1 protein-coding gene is annotated in these 21,186 nt (G+C 69.4%); it reads right to left on the reverse strand.

Annotated features, from left to right (window positions below; genetic code table 11):
• On the reverse strand, nucleotides 1-21,146 hold a 21,146-nt coding region (locus tag A5697_RS23755; protein ID WP_082953562.1), incomplete at its 3' end, for a non-ribosomal peptide synthetase.
• Nucleotides 21,147-21,186 lie beyond the last annotated feature (40 nt).

The following is a 21,186-nucleotide window of genomic DNA, read 5'->3' on the forward strand; positions in this document are numbered from 1 at the left end:
GCATGCGCCAACCGATTCGACGCCTCATCCAACTCCCGATACGACAACGAACGACCCGCACACCGCACCGCCACCGCCCCCGGCGCACGCACCACCTGCGCCGCGAACAACCCCGGAATCGACGCTGGCGCCCACGGCTGGGACAGCACCGCGCGGTTGCCGAATTCGTCGAGTCTGCGGTGTTCGCCGGCGTCCAGCGCGTCCGTCGCCGACAGCCGCCGCCCGGGGTCCGTGGTCATGGCCACCAGCACCCGGCGCAGCCGCTCGATCAGCGTCCCGATGGCGTCGGTGTCGAAAACGTCGGTGTCGTATTCGACGCGCAGCCGCAGTTCGTGTCCCGGCTGGGCCTGGATCGTCAGCGGGTAGTGGGTGGATTCTCGGCTGGTGATGTCGGTGATGGACAGCTCTTGTTCGCCCGACAGCGCCGCGGCGTCGATCGGATAGTTCTCGAAGGCGAACAGGGTGTCGAACAGCTTGTCCTGACCGGTGATGCGGTGAATCTCGTTGAGCGCCAAGTGCTGGTGGTCGAGCGTGTGGTTGTAGGCGGCCTGCAGCTGGTCGAGCAGGTCGGCGGCGGTGGTCGTCGGGGTGATGTTCGCCCGCACCGGCACCGTGTTGATCAACAGGCCGACCATCGAGTCCGCACCGGGGACCTCGGCCGGCCTGCCCGAGACGGTGGTGCCGAACGCGACGTCGTGCTGACCGGTCAGCCAGCACAGCAGTTGGGCGTAGGCCGCCTGCAGCACCGTGTTGACGGTGGTGTGGCACGAGCGGGCCAGCTCGCCGACGGCCCGGGTGAGCTCGGCCGGCAGCCCGAACGTCTGAACGCCTTGCTCCCCCGGCTGCAGCTGGTCCTGGCGTCCGACCAAGGCCGGGGTGTCGAAGCCGGCGAACACCTCGCCCCAGGCGGCGCGGGCGGCGTCGCGGTCGCGGCCGGCCAGCCAGCTGACGAAGCCGCGGTAGGGCGCCGCCGCGGGCAGCCGCTGGCCGTAGTAGCCGGCGAAGATGTCGCCGAGCAGGATCGGCATCGACCAGCCGTCGAGGACGATGTGGTGGTTGGTCAGCACCAGCCGGTGCCGGTCGACCGCGGTGCGGACCAAGGCCACCCGGAAGGGCGGCTGGCCGGCCAGGTCGCACACGGCGGCGCGCTCGTCGGCGCAGAGCCGCGCAACGCGCTCCTCGACGTCGGGGGCGCCATCGAGCTCCAGGTACTGCCAGGCCGCCGCCGGATCGGCGGAGATGACCTGCACCGGCTCATCGAACTGGTCGAAGAATCGGGCCACCAGGTTCGGATGCCGCTCGACCATCGCGTGCACGGCCTCGCGCAGGCGGTCGGGGTCGAGCGGGCCGCTGACCGTGATGTCGAGCTGCCCCGCATAGAGGTCACCGGAATCCTGGCCGGCCCCCCGCACGGTGTTGGCGTGGAAGAGCAGCCCCTGCTGCACGGGGGTCAGCGGTAGCACGTCGGCGATGTGGCATTGCCGCTGCAGCTGGTCGATCTGCTTCTGGCTGAGGCGAGCGGGCGCGATGTCCGACGGCGTCAAACCGCCGCCGCCGGAATGCACGTGGGCGCAGATCCCGGCGAGGGCCTCGAACCACAGCCGACTCAGCCGCGCGACTCGGTCCTCGTCGAGCGTCGACGGCGCCCACGTCCAATTGGCGTGCAGCCGCGGGCCCGTCTCGGAGTCGACGGTGGCCGCGTTCAACTCCAGCGTGTGCATCAGCGGCATGGGTATCGCCGCGGCGGCCGCGGTGACCGAGCCCTGCACTGGTCGCCACATCTCCTCGGAGAGTTCAGCCGATCCGCCTTGGCGCCCAAGATAATTGAATCCGATCGTCGGGTCGGGACTGGCAAGGTCGGCGTCGGCGTTCAGGTAGCGCAGCAGCCCGTAGGTCAGCGAATCCGGGAGGGCGCGCAGTTGCTCCTTGGCGTCCTTGAGCACCGCACCCAACGTCTGGTCTCCGGAAACCACCTGCGCCCAACGCAATTCACCCATGGCCAGAGACACCGGATACTTCGCGGTGAACCACCCCACGGTGTGGGACAGGTCGACGTCGCGGCCCAGGTCCTCGTTCCGACCGTGGCCCTCCACGTCGATGCCGATCGGCGCCACGCCGGTGCCCAGGAATTCCGCCACCGCTACGGCGAACGAGATCAGCAGGATGTCTTGGATGCCGGCGCGGAACGCCGCCGGCACCTCGCCGAGCAACATGCCGGTGGTCTCGGCGTCCAGTTCCACCGAGAGGTGCCCGGCGGTGGCGAAGGTGTCCACCTCGGGCCGCACCGCGGGCAGCGCCGCGGGGGTGGCCGCCACCTGCTTCCAGGTGTCCAGCTGATCCACCACGTCCGGGTGGTGCGCGCGCTCGGCCAGCTGCGACGCCCACCGGGCGAACGACGTGCCCGCCGTCGGTAACGCCACCGGCTGGCCCAGGCGGTGCTGCGCCCAGGCAATGTTCAAGTCCTTTAACAGGATTCGCCAGGACACCCCGTCGACGGCCAAGTGGTGGATGATCACCACCAGCTGGCCGGTGGAGCTGGCCCACAGCGCGCTCAGCATCGTCCCGGCCGCCGGGTTCAACCGCGACCGCGCCTCGACCAGCGCCGCGTCGGACAACTCGGCCACGGTGTGCACGCAGTCGCGGGCGTCCACCGAACCGGGCTCCGGCACCGTCAGCGACCAACCGTCGGAGCCAGTGTCCAGGCGCAGGCGCAGCATGCCGTGCCGGTCGAGCAGTGCCTGCAGCACCACCAGCACGTCCGCCTCGCCGACCCCGGCGGGGGCCTGCACCAGCATCGTCTGGTTGAACTGGTCGACCTGCCCGCCCGCCCGTTCCAGGCCCTGCAGCCAATGCATGATCGGCGTGACGGTCACCGGGCCCACACCCTCGTCGGCCACGTCGGCACCGGCGTCGGCGACCTCGACCACCCGGGCCAGCCGGGCCACGGTCTGCTCGACGAAGATGTCGCGCGTCCGGCAGATCAACCCGGCGGCGCGCGCCCGCGTCACCACCTGCATCGACGAGATGCTGTCGCCGCCGAGGTCGAAGAAGGAGTCGTCGACGCCGACGCGGTCGAGCCCCAGCACCTGGGCGTAGATGCCGGCGAGTATCTCCTCGACGGCGTTGTCCGGGGCGCGGTATTGGTCGACGTCGGAGTACTCCGGTGCGGGCAGCGCGCGGGTGTCGAGCTTGCCGTTGGGCGTGAGCGGCAGCGCTTCGAGCACCACCACTGCGGCGGGGATCATGTACGCCGGCAGCCGTTCGGCCAGCGCGGCGCGCACCCCGGCCGGATCGGCCGTCCCGGTGACGTAAGCGACCAGGCGCTTGTCACCGGGGCGGTCCTCCCGGGCGATGACGACCGCCTGCTCCACCCCGTCCAGCCACGCCAGTGCCGCCCGCACCTCGCCGAGCTCGATGCGATAACCGCGGATCTTGACCTGCTCGTCGACGCGGCCGAGGTAGTCGAGCTGCCCATCGGCGCGCCAGCGCACCAGGTCCCCGGTGCGGTACATGCGGGTGCCGGCCCCGCCGAACGGGCACGCCACGAACCGCGCCGCGGTCAGACCCGACCGCCGCCAATATCCGCACGCCACACCGGAACCGGCCACGTACAACTCGCCGATCACGCCGACGGGCACCGGGCGCAGCCGCCCGTCGAGGACGAACAACGCGCCGCCGGGCACCGGCGACCCGATCGGCACCACACCTGACTCGGCGGACGCCACCGTCAGGGGCTCGCTGACGGCCGCGTACACCGTGGCCTCGGTCGGGCCGTAGGCGTTGATCATCGCGCGGCCCGGCCCCCACCGGTCGACCAGCTCGGCCGGGCATGCCTCGCCGGCCACCACCAGGGTGGCCGACTCCAGGCCGTCGGGCGCCAACATCGCGGCGGCCGAGGGGGTTTGGCTCAGCACGCTGACTTGCTCGGCCACCAACAGTGCGTGCAGGTCTTCCGGCGAGCGCGCCACCGACTCGGGCACCACCACCAGCCGGCCGCCGTGCAGGAGCGCGCCGAAGATCTCGTGGACCGAGACGTCGAAGGCCAGTGAATGCCACTGCGACCACACCCCGGCGCGCGGCAGGCCGGCGTCCATGCGCGCCAGCAGTTGGGTCGCGTTCCGGTGGGTGACCGCCACGCCCTTGGGGACGCCGGTGGTGCCGGACGTGTAGATGAGGTAGGCGAGGTCCTCGGGGCCCGGCGCCGCCGGTGTCGCGCCGGGTTGGGCGGCGAGGTCCGGGTCGTCGATGTCGATGACCGGCACGTCGTGACCGATGAGCCGGTCGGCCAGGTCGGCGGTGGTGATGACGGCCATCGGCGCGGCATCGGAGAGCACGAATCCGATGCGGGACTCGGGCAGCGCCGGGTCGATCGGCAGATAGGCCGCCCCGGACTTGAGCACCGCCAGGATCGCGACGATCGCCTCCGCCGAACGCGAAAACAGCAGGGCGACAGACTGTCCCGGCGCGGCCCCGCGGCCGGCCAATACGTGCGCCAACCGGTTCGCGGCCTCGTCCAGCTCGCGATAGGTCATCGATCGGCCGGTGCACACCAGAGCCACGGCCTCCGGTGTGCGGGCCACCTGGGCGGCGAACAGCGCCGGAATGGAGACCGGCGCGGCCGGCGGCCCAGCCAGCACCGCCCGGTTTCCGATCTCGTCGAGGCGGGCATGTTCGGCCTCGTCGAGCAGATCCACCGACGACAACGCCTGGGTGGGGTCGACGGTCATGGCGGTCAACACCCGCTGCAACCGCCCGACGAGCGCCTGGATGCTGTCCGCGTCGTACACGTCGGTGCGGAATTCCACCGTTCCGCCGATCCCGGCGGGCTCGCCGGCCTCGCTCCAGCGCTCGGCCAGCGAGAAGGTCAGGTCCATGCGGGCGGTCTGGGTGTCCACCGGCATCGGCGTGATCTCGACGTCGCCCAGGGCCAGCCCGCCGACCGGGCCACCGCCTTGCCCGGCGAAGTTCTGCCAGGCCAGCATGACCTGGACCAGGGGGTGGTGGGTCAGGCTTCGGGTCGGGTTGAGCCTTTCCACCAGCACCTCGAAGGGCACGTCTTGGTGTTCGTAGGCGGCCAGGCTGCGTTGCCGCACCTGGGACAGCAGGTCGGTGAAGGTGGGGTCGCCGGCCACCTCGACGCGCAGCACCAGGGTGTTGACGAAGAACCCGACCAGGTCGTCGAGCGCGGGGTCGCGCCGCCCGGCGATCGGAAAGCCCACCGCCACATCGCTACTCGCGCTCAGCTTGGCCAGCAGCACCGCCAGGGCGGCCTGCACCACCATGAAGCTCGTCGCGTTGTGCTTGCGGGCCACCTCGCCGACACGTTGCTGAAGCTCGGTGGGCCAATCGATTTCGACGGTGGCGCCGCGCTGATCGGCCACCAGCGGGTAAGGCCGATCGGTGGGCAGCGGCACCCGGTCCGGCATCCCGGCCAGGGCCTCTTCCCAGTAGGCCAGCTGCGCTGCGATGGGACTTTCGTCGTCGTCGAGGTCACCCAACTGGGCGCGCTGCCAGAGCGTGTAATCGATGTATTGCACCGCCAGCGGCGCCCAGCCCGGGGCATCCCCGGCACACCGGCTGGCATAGGCCATGCCCAGGTCGCGCACCAGCGGGGTGATCGACATCCCGTCGGCGGCGATGTGGTGGACCACGGCCACCAAAATGTGCTCATCCTCGGAGACGCGGAAAAGCTCCGCGCGCAAGGGGATTTCGGCTGCCAGGTCGAAGGTGTAGCGAGCGGTGTCGCCGATGGCCTCGTCGAGCTGGCCGGCGGACCAGCCGCTGGCGTCGACGATCTCCCATCCGAAGTCGGCCCGTTCGACGGGGGTCACGAGCTGCTGGGGCATTCCCTCGGGCGCGGCGATCAGGGTGCGCAGGCTCTCGTGGCGGGCCACCACGTCGCCCAGCGCCGCCCCCAGTGCCCCGGCGTCCAGCGGCCCGCTCAGCCGCAGCGCCGCCGCCATGTTGTAAACCGGTGAAGGGCCTTGCAATTGGTCGAGGAACCACAAGCGGTTCTGCGCGAAGGACAACGGCACCACGGCGGGCCGCTCGGCGGCCACCAACGGCTCGAGCCCGCTCGTGCCCTCACCGATTCGCCGTGCCAGCTGGGCGACTGTGGGCGCCTCGAACACGACTCGCACCGGGAGGCCGACGTTCAGCTGGCTGTTGATCGCGGAAATCAGGCCCATCGCCGAGATGCTGTCGCCGCCGAGTTCGAAGAACGAGTCGTCGATGCCGACGCGGTCGACGCCGAGGGTCTCGGCGTAGATGGTGGCCAGGATTTCCTCGGTCGGGTCAGTCGGGGCGCGGTAGGCACCGGCGTGGTATTCCGGTGCCGGTAGCGCGCGGGTGTCCAGCTTGCCGTTGGCGGTCAACGGCAATGCGTCCAGGCCCAGAATGGCCGCGGGCACCATGAACGCCGGCAACCGCTGCCCGAGCGCGGCCTTGAGCTGCGCCGGATCGGCGGTCCCGGTGACGTAACCGACCAGCCGCTTATCCCCGGGGCGGTCCTCACGGGCGATTACCACCGCCTGCCCCACCCCATCCAAAGCGCTTAAAGCGGCTTGGATTTCACCCAGCTCGATGCGGTAACCGCGGATCTTGACCTGCTCATCGGCTCGGCCCAAGTACCGCAGTTGCCCGTCGCTGTTCCAGCGCACCAAATCGCCGGTGCGATACATCCGCATTCCGGCCGCGCCGAACGGGCAGGCCACAAACCGGGACGCGGTCAGCCCGGGCCGACCGAGATATCCCGCGGCCACCCCGGATCCGGCCACATACAGCTCCCCGACCACACCCGCTGGCACCGGCCGCAACGACTGGTCAAGCACGAACAGCGCCGCCCCGGGCACCGGGGACCCGATCGGCGGCACTCCCGACCCGGCCTCAAGCGGGGCGCTGATCGCCACGCACATCGTGGTCTCGGTCGGCCCGTAGGCGTTGACCATCACCCGCCCCGGCGCCCAGCGATCCACCACCTCGGGCGGGCAGGCCTCACCGGCCATCACCAACGCCACCTCGTCCAAACCGGCCGGATCCAGCATCGCCACCGCCGATGGGGTCTGCGTCAAGACGGTCACACCCTCGGCGACCAACACCGCGTGCAAATCCTGCGGTGAACGCGCTACCGACTCGGGCACCACGACCAGTCGCCCGCCGCGCAGCAGTGGGGCGAAGATCTCCCACACCGACACGTCGAACGCCAGCGAATGCGCATGTGACCACACCCCCGGCGCCGGCAGACCGGCATCCAGCGAGCCGAGCAACTGGGTGACGTTACGATGCGTCACCGCAACACCTTTGGGCGCACCCGTGGTCCCCGAGGTGTAGATCACGTAGGCCACGCAGTCCCGTCCCGGCAGCGGCAGGCCCGTCGCGGGCATCCTGTCCAGGAGCGGATCGTTGACGTCGATGACGGGAACGCCGTGGCCCTCGAACCGCCCGGCCAGATCAGCGGTGCTCACCGCGACGACCGGCGTGGCGTCACCGAGCATGAATTCGATCCGGGTGTCCGGCGAAGAAGGGTCGATCGGCAGGTAGGCCGCCCCGGTCTTGAGCACAGCCAGCATCGCCGCGACCGCCTCGGCCGAACGCGAAAACAGCAGCGCAACAATCCTGCCCGGACCCGCACCCTGTGCCACCAACAGGTGCGCCAACCGGTTCGACGCCTCGTCCAGCTCGCGGTAGGTCACCGATACGCCCTCGCACACCAGCGCCACCGCGTCCGGCGCGCCGGACACCTGCGCGGCGAACAACTCCGGCACCGATGCCGGCGCATCCACCGGGCCCGTCAAAACCGCCGTATTTCCAAACGCTTTCAACCGGGCACACTCGGCCTCATCAAGCACATCCACCGACGACAACCGTCGGGTGGGCGCGGCGGTCATGGCGGCCAACACCCGCTGAAGCCGCGCGATCAGCGCCTCGATGGTCTCGGCGTCGAACACGTCGGTGCGGAATTCGACGCGTCCACCGATTCCGGCGCCCTCGCCGCTCTCGTTCCAGCGTTCGGCCAGGGAGAACACCAAATCCATTCGGGCCGAATCGGTGTCGACGGGCACGGAGGTGACCTCGAGGTCACCCAGCGCCAGCCCGGCGGCCGGCTCGTCGTGGCCGGCGAAGTTCTGCCAGGCCAACATCACCTGCACCAGCGGGTGATGGGTCAGGCTCCGGGTCGGGTTGAGCCGCTCCACCAGTAGCTCGAACGGCACGTCCTGGTGCTCGAAGGCTTCCAGGCTGCGCGCCTGAACCCGTGCCAACAGGTCGGTGAAGCTGGGGTCGCCGGCCAGGTCGACGCGCAGCACCAACGTGTTGACGAAGAAGCCGACGAGCTGGTCGAGCGCGCGGTCGCGACGCCCGGCGATCGGGAAGCCGACCGAAACATCTGAACTGGCAGTGATTTTCGAGAGCAACACCGCCAGCGCTGCCTGCACCACCATGAAGGTGGTCGCGTTGTGTTCGCGGGCCACCCGGCGGACCTGGTGTTGCAGCTCCGCCGGCCAGTCCACGGCGACGCTCGAGCCGCGCTGATCGGCGACGGGCGGGTAGGGCCGGTCGGTCGGCAGCTCCAACCGCTCCGGCATGCCCGCCAAGGCGTCCTGCCAGTAGGACAGCTGGGCCGCGATGGCGCTGTCGCTGTCGTCGAGCTCACCGAATTGCGCGCGTTGCCACAACGTGTAGTCGACGTACTGCACCGGCAGGTCGGCCCAGGCGGGCGCGCGTCCTGCGGCGCGGCTGGTGTACGCCACGCTGAGATCCGTGGCGAGCGGCGTGAGCGACAAGCCGTCCGCGGCGATGTGGTGCACCACGATCACCAGCAGGTGTTCGTGCTCGTCGAGTGCGAAAAGCTTGGCGCGCAGCGGGGTTTCGGCGGCCAGGTCGAAGGTGTAGCGCGTCGTCGCTTCGATGGCCGCGTCCAGTTCACCGGCCGAGAAGCCGGTGGCATCGACGACGTCCCAGCCGAAATCGACCTGCTCGGCGGGGACTACCAGTTGCTGGGGTGTTCCCTTGTGGGCGGGGAAGAGCGTGCGCAGGCTCTCGTGGCGGCGCACCACGTCGCCCAGGGCCGCAGACAGCGCGTCGGTGTCGAGTCGGCCGCCCAGCCGCAACGCGGCGGCCATGTTGTAGATGGGCGACGGCCCCTGCAGCTGCTGGATGAACCACAACCGGCTCTGGGCGAACGACAACGGGATCACCGCCGGGCGCTCGACGGCCACCAGCGGTTGCAGCCGTCCCGCGCCCTCGTCGATGCGGGGCGCCAACTGCGCGACCGTCGGCGCCTCGAACACGACGCGCACCGGTAGATCGGTCTCCAGGGAGGAGTTGATCGCCGAGATGAGGCGCATCGTGGACAGTGAATCGCCGCCGAGATCGAAGAACGAATCGTCGACTCCGACGCGCTCGACGCCGAGCACGTCGGCGTAGATGCCGGCCAGGATCTCTTCGACCGCGGTGGTCGGCGCGCGATAGCTGTCGACGTCGCGGTAATCCGGCGCAGGTAGGGCGCGGGTGTCGAGCTTGCCGTTGACCGTCATGGGCAGCGCCGGCAGCACGACGACCGCTGCCGGGACCATGTATGCGGGCAGGCGCTCGGCGAGCGCGGAGCGGGCCTTGGCCACGTCCACTGTTCCGGTGACGTAACCCACCAGGCGCTTATCGCCGGGGCGGTCCTCGCGGGCGACCACCACCGCCTGCTCCACGCCGGGCAAAGCGCTTAGCGCCGCCTGGATTTCGCCGAGTTCGATACGGTAGCCGCGGACCTTGACCTGCTCGTCGGCGCGGCCGAGGTAACGCAGTTGCCCGTCGGGGCCCCAACACACCAGGTCGCCGGTGCGGTACATGCGGGTCCCGGGCGCGCCGAACGGGCAGGCCATGAAGCGCGATGCGGTCAAGGCGGCCCGGCGCCAGTATCCGACGCCGACGCCGTCGCCGGCCAGGTACAGCTCGCCGACCACGCCGGCCGGCACCGGCCGCAGCCACTCGTCCAGCACGAAGAAGGCGGCCCGCGTGACCGGGGAGCCGATCGGCGGGAATCCCGATCCCGCGTGCAGCGGCGTGCTCTTGCACGCCCACATGGTGGTTTCGGTTGGGCCGTAGACGTTTACCATCACCCGGCCCGGCGCCCAGCGATCCACCAGCTCGGGCGGGCAAGGCTCGGCGCCGATCACGAGCGCGGTCGCATCCAAACCTTCGGTCGAAAGCATTCCGACCGCGGACGGGGTCTGGGTGAGCACGGTGACGCGCTCGCTGACCAGTAGCGCGTGGAATTCTTCCGGTGAGCGCGCCACCGACTCGGGCACCACGACCAGCCGCCCGCCGTGCAGCAGCGCGCCCCAGATCTCCCACACCGAGAAGTCGAAGGCGTAGGAGTGGAATTGCGTCCACACCTGCTCCGGCGAGAACTCGATGCCGATCTGCAGCGAGTCGAACAGCTGGGCGACGTTGTTTTGGCTTACCGCAACGCCTTTGGGCACGCCGGTGGTGCCGGACGTGTAGATGATGTGGGCGAGGTCATCGGGGGCGGGCGCAGGCGGGGCCGTGGTCGGTTGGTCGGCGACGGTGGGGTCATGAACATCGATGACCGTGAGGTCGAACCCGTCCAGCCGGTCGGCCAGCGCCGCGGTGGTGAGCGCGGCGATCGGCGCGGCGTCGGTGAGCATGAACTCCATCCGGGCCGCCGGCAGCGCCGGGTCGATCGGCAGGTAGGCCGCCCCGGATTTGAGCGCTGCCAGTATCGCCACGATCGCCTCGGCCGAACGCGAAAACAGCAGCGCGACACGCTCACCCGGGCGGGCGCCGTGGCGCCTCAGCAGGTGCGCCAACCGGTTTGCCGCCTCGTCCAGCTCCCGGTACGTGATGGACCGGCCCTCGCAGACCAGCGCCACCGCATCGGGCGTGCGGGCCGCCTGCGCGGCGAACAACGCCGGAACCGACGTGGGCTTCACCGGCCGGGCCAGCACTCCCGTGTTGCCCCACTCCTGAAGCCGGGCGTGCTCGCCCGCATCGAGCAGGTCCACCGACGACAACCGGCGCTCCGGCTCGGCGGTGACCGCGGTCAGCAGCCGCTGCAACCGCTCGATCAAACCCTCGACGGTCTTGCCCTCGAAGATGTCGGTGCGGTACTCCGCCGTCACGGCGATGCCGGCCCGCTCCCCGGACTCGGTCCAGCGTTCGGCCAGGGAGAACGTCAGATCCATGCGAGCGGTATTGGTGTGCACCGGCATTGGCGTGACCTGCAGATCACCCAGGGCCAGCCCGCTCGCGGGGGCGGCGACCTCTCCGGGGAAGTTCTCCCAGCCCAGCAGCACCTGAATCAGCGGATGATGGGTCAGGCTCCTGGTGGGATTGAGCCGCTCCACCAGCAGTTCGAACGGCACGTCCTGGTGCTCGAAAGCGGCCAGGCTGCGCCGTCGCACCTGAGCGAGCAGCTCCGCGAACGTCGGGTTTCCGGCCACGTCGACCCGCAGCACCAAAGTATTGACGAAGAACCCGATCAGCTCGTCGAGCGCGGGCTCCGATCGCCCGGCGATCGGGAAGCCCACTGCCACATCGTCGCCTCCGCCGATCTTGGCGAGCAGCGCGGCGAACGCGGCCTGAATCACCATGAAGCTGGTCGCGTTGTGTTCGCGGGCTACCCGGCGAACCTGGTGCTGCAGTTCCGCCGGCCAGTCCACCGCCAGGCGGGCGCCGCGGTGGTCGGCGACCTGCGGGTAGGGCCGATCGGTGGGCAGTTGCAGGCGTTCGGGCAGCCCGGCCAGGGCCTCCGCCCAGAAGTTCAGCTGGGCCGCGATGCGGCTGTCGCTATCGTCCACGTCTCCGAGATGCGCGCGCTGCCATAGCGTGTAGTCGACATACTGCACGGCCAGCGGCGCCCAGTCGGGAGCATGCCCCGCGCACCGACTGGCGTATGCCACCCCGAGGTCCCGCGCGAATGGGGTGATCGACCAGCCGTCGGCGGCGATGTGGTGTACCGCGACCACCAGCATGTGGGTGTCGTCGCTGACGTTGAAAAGCTCGGTGTGCAAGGGGCTTTCGTTCGCCAGGTCGAAGGTGTACCGGGCCGCCGCCGCCATGCGCTCACGCAGCCGGTCTTCCGGCCACCCGCGGGCATCGACGACGTCGCAGGCAAAGCCGATCCGCTCGGCGGGAACCACTACCTGCTGCGGGACGCCGTCGGTGGCGGCGAACACCGTGCGCAGGCTTTCGTGGCGGGCCACGACGTCGGCCAGGGCGGCACCAAGCGCGTCGGCGTCCAGGTGACCGCGCAGCTTCAATGCGACGGTGACGTTGTAAATCGGTGAGGGGCCTTGGAACTGGTCGATGAACCACAGTCGGCTCTGGGCGAACGACAGCGGGATCACCTTCGGGCGCTCCCCCGCCACCAGCGGCTCCGGCCGGTCGGCTTCATCACCGATCAGGAGCACCAGCTCGGCGACGGTGGGCGCGTCGAAGACGGCCCGCACCCCGAGGTCCGCGTTCAGGCTGGTGTTGACCGCGGCGATCAGGCGCATCGCCGACAGCGAATCCCCACCCAGGTCGAAGAACGAGTCGTCGACGCCGACGCGCTCCAGCCCGAGTACCTGGCCGTAGATTCCGACGAGGATCTCTTCGACGGCGGTGGCCGGCGCGCGGTAGCGATCCACATCCTGGTAATCCGGTGCGGGCAGGGCTTTTCGGTCGAGCTTGCCCGAGGCGGTCAGCGGGAACTCCTCGAGCGCCACGATGTGCGTCGGCACCATGTACTCGGGCAGCCACGCGTTCAGCCGCTCGCGGACCTCGCCGATCTTGGTGTTGGTGCGGGGGTCGTTGGCGAGGCTCGTGCGCTGCCGGGTCCCGGCCGCGGGTAGGTAGGTGTCGATCAGGGGTTCGGCGGGCTGGTCGGTGGCGTCGACGAAAACCGCGCTGAGCGTGCCCAGTTGGGTTCCCCAGGTCACCGCGACGCGATAACCGGTGGAGTCACCGAGGCGATGCAGTTCTTCGGCGACGGCGGCGCCGGTGCCGGGGTCGGAGCCGGCTTCTGTGAGCGCGTCGGCCACGGGTAGCCCGGCGGCGAGGGCGGTTTCGACGCGGACGTCGGCGATCACCCCGGCCTGGGGGATCTCAGTGATACGGACGACGGCGGGACGTAGCGCCGCCAATTCGCCGCGCAGCCCGTCCAGGCCCGCGCACTCTTCCCACGACCACGTGGGCGCGGTGGCCACCGAGCGCACGCGTGCGGGCGCTTTGTGAATGGCGACGTCGTAGCGGTACCGGTTCAGCTCGTTGTCGGAGAATCCGCGTTTGACTTGGATGTCGAGCCCGCCCGCCGATGGGCTGTTGACCGCCCAAGTGGTGAAAAACTCCGGAGCCAAGAGCAATTCGGTCTCACCGAGCATGGCGTGGCGAACGCGCTGCCGGATGTCGGAGGCGTCGGTGGCATCGGCGCCGCTGCGCGCCAGCGCGATTCCGGTCTGGAACGCGGGCTGCAGGGTGTGGTTACGCACGTCACCGATGAACATCGCCCCGCCGGGGGCCAGCAGCTCCATCGCGTTGTCGATCACCTCGGCCAGATATCCCGCGTTGGGGAAATATTGGACGACCGAGTTGAGAATGATGGTGTCGAAGTGCGCCCGCGGCAGTCGGTCCGTGACGTGGGCGGGCTGGGTCAGCAGCTCGACGCGGTCGCGCCATCCGAACTGCGACTGCTCCAGTGAGCGGGCCAGGTTTTGGATCGCCACCGGCGAGAAGTCGGTGGCGACATACTGATCGCACTGTGGGGCGATCTGTGACAGCAGCAATCCCGAGCCAACGCCGATCTCGAGCACGCGCCGCGGCCGCAGAGCCATGATTCGATCCACCGTGGCGCCACGCCACTCGATCATCTCCTCGAGCGGGATGGGGTCGCCGGTGTAGCTGCTGTTCCAGCCGCGGAAGTCCATGCCGAAGTCCGAACCGGCGTCGGGGCCGTACAACTCGTCGTACAGGTGTTGCCACTCCTCGACGTTTTCCGCGTCGTGGTCGGCGCTGGTGTTGTGATCGAGGGTGACGTAGGCGACGAGATGGGATCCGGTGCCGGAGTCGTGCACCGTGACGGCGGCCTGAGTGACGTGCGGGCAGGCCAGCAAGGTGTTTTCGATTTCGCCCAGTTCGATGCGCTGGCCCCGCAGTTTGATCTGGGCGTCGGCGCGACCGACGAAGTCCAAGACGCCGTCGCGGGTCCAGCGCACCAGGTCACCGGTGCGATACATGCGCTCGCCGGCGCCGCCAAATGGGTTGGCTACGAATCGTTCCGCGGTCAGGTCGACCCGGCCCATGTAGCCGTGCGCCAGCGCCGGCCCGCTCACGTACAGCTCGCCCACGACGCCGATCGGCGTCGGGTTCAGCCAGGCGTCGAGCACCATGGCGCACACACCCGGGACGGGGGTGCCGATGCGGATCGGGCCCTCGGCCGACAGCGGCGCAGTGGTGATCCAGATGGTAGTTTCGGTCGGGCCGTAGACGTTGAACATGCGCCGGCCCGGCGCCCAGGCGGCCGCCAGCTCCGCGGGGAACGCCTCGCCGCCGATCATCAGCTTGTCAAATTCGTTCAGGCGGGCGGGATCCAGCGACGACAACACCGTCGGGGTCAGGAACGCCGCGTTGACGCGCTGACTCTGCAGCAAAGCGGTCAGTGGCTCGCCGGCGTACACCTGTGGCGGGGCCACCACCAGTGCCGCCCCAGACGCCGCCGCCAGCAACATCTCGCCGACCGACGCGTCGAAGGTCGGCGAGGCGACCATCAGCACCCGCGTGCCGGCATCCAGTCCGGACGACTCACGTTGCGCGGCAGCCCATCCCAGCAGCCCAGCGTGGCTCAGCACCACCCCTTTCGGGACGCCGGTCGACCCGGACGTGAAGATCACGTACGCGGTGTCGTGCGCGGTCAGCGGCGCCAATCGCTCGGCGTCGGTGATCGGCACGGCGGACTGCCCGGACAGATCAAGGCCGTCGATGCGCAGCACGGGCCGCGCGCCCGCCCCGGCAACTTCGTCCGTGTCGCAGATCAACACGCAGGCCGCGTCCGCGGCGTCCAGCACGGCGGCGACCCGCTCGACCGGATGGTCCAGATCCACTGGTGCGTGCACGCCGCCGGCCTTGACCGCCGCCCAGAAGGCGACCACCAATTCGACCCGGCGATCCATCGCCACACCGACCGCGCGCTCCGGCCCCACGCCCGCGTCGATCAACTTGCGCGCCAAGCGGTTTGACCACTCGTCGAGCTCGCCGTACGACAGCCGCCGGTCACCGTCGACGACCGCGACCACGTTGGGGTCGGCCGCCACCGCCGCCGCCAACAACTCCGGCGCCACCCCCACCGGCGCGGCGACACCCGCGCCGGACAACTGCGACAGGACCAGGTCGCGCTCCCCGCCGTCGAGCAGCTCCACGGACGAAAGGCGGCGGACGGGATCGGAGGTCATCGCCACCAACACCCGCTGGAACCGTTCGACCAGCGCCTTGACGCTCGCGGCGTCGAACACGTCGGTGTCGAATTCGACGTGGAGGCCGAGCTCGCGGCCCGGGAGGGCCTCCATCGTCAACGGGTAGTGGTTGTACTCGCGGTTGGTGAACTCGGCGATGGCCAGCCCGTCGGGGCCCAGTTCCATGCCGTCGCCGATCGGATAGTTCTCGTAGACGAACAGGGTGTCGAAGAGCTGCTCGTGGCCGGTGAGGCGATGAATGTCGCTGAGCGCCAAGTGTTGATGCTCGAGCGTGTCGTTGTTGGTGTCCTGCAACTGCCGCAGCAGGTCCGCGGTGGTGGTCGTCGGGGTGATGTTGGCGCGCACGGGCACCGTGTTGATCAGCAGCCCCACCATCGATTCGGCGCCGGCCACCTCGAGCTGGCCCACGCGAGACCGGGGGGTGCCGAAGACGACGTCGTGCTGGCCGGTCAGCGACGTCAGCAGCAACGCCCACGCGCCCTGCAGGACGGTGCTGACGGTGGTCTGGCACGAGCGCGCGAGTTCGGTGAGGGCCTGGGTGGTTTCCTCGGCAACGCGGAAGGATTCCGATCCGCGGCGCCCTTGTCCCAATCGGTCCTTCGGGCCGACCAATGTGGGCGTTTCGAAGTCGGCGAGTACCTGGGCCCAGGCGGCGCGGGCGGCCTCGAGGTCCCGATCGGCCAGCCAGGTGACGAAGCTGCGGTAGGGCGCGGCCGCGGCGAGCGGCTCCCCGTAGTAGCTGGTGAAGACTTCGCGCAGCAGGATCGGCAGCGACCAGCCGTCGAGCACGATGTGGTGGTTGGTCAGCACCAGCCGGTGCCGGTCGATCCCGGTGCGCACCAACGCCACCCGGAAGGGCGGCTGGTCGGCCAGGTCGCAGACCGCGGCGCGCTCGTCGGCGCACAGCCGCTCGATCTGCTCCCCGGTATCGAGGTCGACGTAGCGCCAGGCCACCACCGGGTTGGCCGGAATGATCTGCACCGGCTCGTCGAAGCGCTCGTAGAACCGCGCCGCCAGGTGTGGATGCCGGTTGATCACCGTGCGCACCGCATCGTGCAGGCGTTCGGGGTCGAGGGGGCCGGTGAGCGTGAAATCCAGCTGCACCGCGTACATGTCGTCGCTGCTGCCCTGCGCGGTGCTGGAATGGAACAGCAGACCCTGCTGCAGCGGGGTCAGCGGCAGAATGTCGGCGGGTTCGTACCGCCGGTGCAGCTCGTCGATCTGTGGCTGGCTCAGCCGCGCGGGCGCGATGTCCGACGGCGTCAGCCCGCCGCCACCGGCGCGCACGTGCGCGCAGACGCCGGACAAGGCGTCGAACCACAGTTGGCTCAGCCGGGAGATCTGCGCTTCGTCGAGGGCCGACGGCGCCCAGGCCCAGTTGGCGTGCAGCTGTGGTCCGGCATCGGTGTCGACGGTGCCGGCGTTGAGTTCTACGGTGTGCGCCAACGGCATTGGGACCGCCGCAGCGGCGGCGGTCAGGGACAGGCTCTCCGGGTGCAGCCGCCATAACTCGTCGGACAGCTCAGGCCCGCCGACCAGGCGCCCGAGGTAGTTGAACCCGATCGTCGGGTCACGACCGTCCAGCTCCACGTCACCGTTCAGGTAGCGCAGGACGCCGTGCGTCAGCGGGTGCGGCACCGCGCGGAGCTGTTCCTTGACTTCTTTGATCACCGCCCCGAGCGCCGGGTCGCCGGCCAGCACCTGGGACCAGTCCAGCCCACCGGCCGCTAGTGACACCGGGTATTTGGTGGTGAACCAGCCGACCGTACGCGACAGGTCCACCTCGGGCGCGAGTTCCTCGTGGCGGCCGTGGCCTTCGACGTCGATGCCGATCGGGCCCGCGGCATCGCTCAAGAACTCCGCCCATGCCAACGAGAACGCGATCAACAAAATGTCTTGCACGCCAGCGTGAAACGCCGCGGGTGCCGCACCGAGCAGCGTGCGGGTGGTCTCGACATCCAGGGACGCCGACAGGTGCCCGGCGGTGGCATAGGTGTCGGCGTCGGGCCGTACCGCCGGCAGCGAAGACGGTATCGCTGCGATTCGCGCCCAGGCATCGGCCTGTTCGATGACTTCCGGGCGGTGCGCATGCTCGCCGATTAGCGTTGCCCATCGGGCGAACGACGTGCCACCCGCCGGCAGCGCCACCGGCTGACCGCCTCGGTGTTGCGCCCAGGCAATGTTCAAGTCTTCCAACAGGATTCGCCAGGACACCCCGTCGATGGCCAGATGGTGGATGATCAACGCCAGCTGACGGGTGGGACCGACCCAGAGCGCGCTCAGCATGGCCCCGGTGGCGGGGTCGAGCCGCGACCGCGCCTGCACCAGTGCCTCATCGGACAACGCATCCACGGCTCGGAGGCAGCCTGCCGCGTTCACCGAGCCCGGCTCGGGCACCCACAACGACCGTCCGTCGCCCTCGACGCGCAGCCGCAGCATGGCGTGCCGGTCCAGCAGCGCCTGCAAGACGGGCAGCACGTCGGCCTCGGTCACTCCGGCGGGCGCCTGCAGCACCATCGTCTGGTTGAACTGATCGATGGGGCCGTTCACGTCCTGCAGCCACCGCATGATCGGGGTGGCGAGGACCGGGCCGAGGCCCTCGTCGACCGCGCCGGCCTCACCGTCGATTGCGCCGACAACGCCGGCCAGGCGGGCAACCGTCTGTTCGACGAAGACGTCCCTGGGCCGGCACGTCAAGCCGGCCGCCCGCGCTCGCGAAACCACCTGCAGCGCCAGGATGCTGTCGCCGCCGAGTTCGAAGAAGGAGTCGTCGGTGCCGACGCGGTCGACGCCGAGGACTTCGGCGTAGATCGTGGCCAGGATTTCTTCGGTTGGGTTTTGCGGGGCGCGGTACTCGCCGGTGGCGTATTCGGGTGCCGGTAGCGCGCGGGTGTCCAGCTTGCCGTTAGCGGTCAACGGCAACGCCGCCAGACCCACGATCGCCGCGGGCACCATGAACGCCGGCAACCGCTCGCTCAGCTGGGCGCGCACCTGGGCCGGGTCGGCGGCACCGGTGATGTAACCGACCAGCCGCTTATCCCCGGGACGGTCCTCCCGGGCGATCACGACCGCCTGCCCCACCCCGTCCAGCGTGCTTAACGCGGCCTGGATCTCACCGAGTTCGATCCGATAGCCGCGGATCTTGACCTGCTCATCGGCACGGCCCAAATAGCGCAGCTGCCCATCAGCGCCCCAACACACCAAATCGCCGGTCCGATACATCCGGTCACCGGGCGCCCCGAACGGGCACGCCACAAACCGCGACCCGGTCAACCCGGCCCGGCTCATATAGCCGACGGCCACCCCGGCCCCGGCCACATACAACTCCCCGACCACCCCGGGCGGCACCGGCCGCAACCAGCCGTCGAGCACGAACAACCCCGCCTCGGGCACCGGCGAACCAATCGGGGGCGTCCCGGAACCCGGCGTCAGGGGCGCGCTGATCGCCACGCACATCGTGGTCTCGGTCGGCCCGTAGGCGTTGACCAGCACCCGACCCGGCGCCCACCGGTCCACCACCTCGGGCGGGCAGGCCTCTCCGGCCAGCACCACCGCCACACCGTCCAAACCGGCCGGGTCCAGCATCGCCACCGCCGACGGCGTCTGGGTCAAAACACTCACCCGTTCAGCGACCAGCACCGCATGCAAATCCTCCGGTGAGCGCGCGGTGTCGTCATCGACCACCACCACCCGCCCACCGCGCAGCAACGGAGCAAAGATCTCCCACACCGACACGTCAAAAGCCAGCGAATGAGCATGCGACCACACCCCCGGCGCCGGCAGTCCCGCATCCAGCGACCCGATCAACTGGGTCACGTTGCGATGCGTCACCCCAACACCTTTGGGCACACCCGTGGTCCCCGAGGTGTAGATCAGATACGCCAGACCATCGGCATCCGGCTCCGGCAGCGCGGTGTCCGGCAAAGTGTCGATGCGCCGATCATCGACATCGATCACCGCAATACCGCGCCCATCGTGCCGACCGGCCAACTGCGAAGTGGTGACCACCACCACGGGTGCCGCATCGCCAAGCAAAAACCCGATTCGCGAATCCGGCGACACCGGATCAATCGGCAAATACGCCGCCCCAGCCTTGAGCACCGCCAACATCGCCGCGACCGCCTCCGCCGACCGCGGCAACAACAACGCGACCGTGCATCCCGGCCCCACGCCCTGGCTCACCAGATGGTGCGCCAACCGATTCGACGCCGCGTCCAGCTCCCGATACGACACCGACAAACCAGCACTCGAGACCGCCACCGCTTCCGGCACCCGGGCCACCTGCCCGGCGAACAGCGCCGGCACCGACACCGACGGTGAGGCCGGCCCGGCTAAAACCGCTCGATTGCCAAACTCCCCCAACCGGACACACTCAACCTCATCGAGCAGATCCACCGACGACAACGACCGCGAAGGATCGGCCGCGATCGCCACCAACAGCTCCTGCAACCGTCCGGCCAAGTCCGAGACGTCGAAGTTCGAGAAGGGTTGTCCGACACCGACCGTGCTCAGGTATTGCTGGTCCCCGAACCCCAGGAAGAACAGTCCGAAGTGGCCGACCGGGCCGAACGTGGTGTACGTCGCGGTCGCGGGCACACCCGCGAGGCTGAGGGTCAACCTGGCGGGGACGAAGTTGACGACTACCCGATTGGATGCCTGCGGAGCGCCGCGGAAGCCGCCGTCGCCGCCAAGCATGTGCACCGGGAACCGCTGATGCCGCAGCGCTTCTCGTGAGCGTGTGTCGACCTGCTGCAGAAAGTCGGCGAATGTCGCCGTCGGCGGCGCATTCAGCACCAGCGGCACAACCCCGGCCAGCATTCCGGGATGCGTCTTCGACTCCGGATCGAGTCGGCGGCTGACCGGGAAGTCGAGCACCACTTCGTCGGAATTGTCAGTGCGAAGTCCGCGGACCAGGAGCGCGCAAGCTGCGGTGAGGACCGACGACCGGCGAATGCCCAGCGCCTTGGACAACTGTTTGATCGAGCCGACCACCGACGAGTCCAATTGGACTGGCGCCGAGGGCGCATAGGGATCGCGCTCGCTGGCGGCCTGGGTCAACCGATAATCGGATTCGTTTCCCGACGGGAGGTGCTCAGCCCAATAGGCCTGATCCGAAACGTAATCGGTGGATGCCGCGTACTCCAGCTCGTTGTTGACGAGATCCCGCAACGTGCCGAAGAAGGCGGGAGATATGGCCGCACCGGAGGCAAGTGCGGAATAAACAGCCGCGATTCGGCGGCCCAGCAGGGCGATGCCAAGCCCGTCGATGGCTATGTGGTGACAGCAGCTGAACCAGTAATACTCATCGGGCGCCGTTTGGAACAGGTAGAAGTTGATCATCGGACCGGTGAGCGGCATCGGAGTCCGTTGGATCGCCGACGCCCTCTCCCGGACTTCCCGCTCGGGATCGGACGAGTCGCTCAGGTCGTAGAACGCCAGCTCGACGTCTGGGGCGTCGATCGCCTTCTGAAAGACCTGGCCGTCTACCTCGAAGAAGCACGCCCGAATGCTTTCGGCCTCGCCCACCACGTGACGCATGGCCTGCTCGAACAGAGCGCGGTCGACGGCACCCTCGATCCGCACGAGCACGCCGAGCTGCCACGCCACATCGAAGTGACCCGTTTGCTGCGCGAGCCAGATATCCAGCTGCGCCCGCGTCAGCGGTAGTGCCCGGTCACCGAATCCCACTAAATCCCCCCGAAAGCCTTCCCGACTCTTTCATACCTAG

The sequence above is a fragment of the Mycobacterium sp. E3251 genome, from assembly GCF_001666835.1.
In the GTDB taxonomy this organism is placed as follows: domain Bacteria; phylum Actinomycetota; class Actinomycetes; order Mycobacteriales; family Mycobacteriaceae; genus Mycobacterium.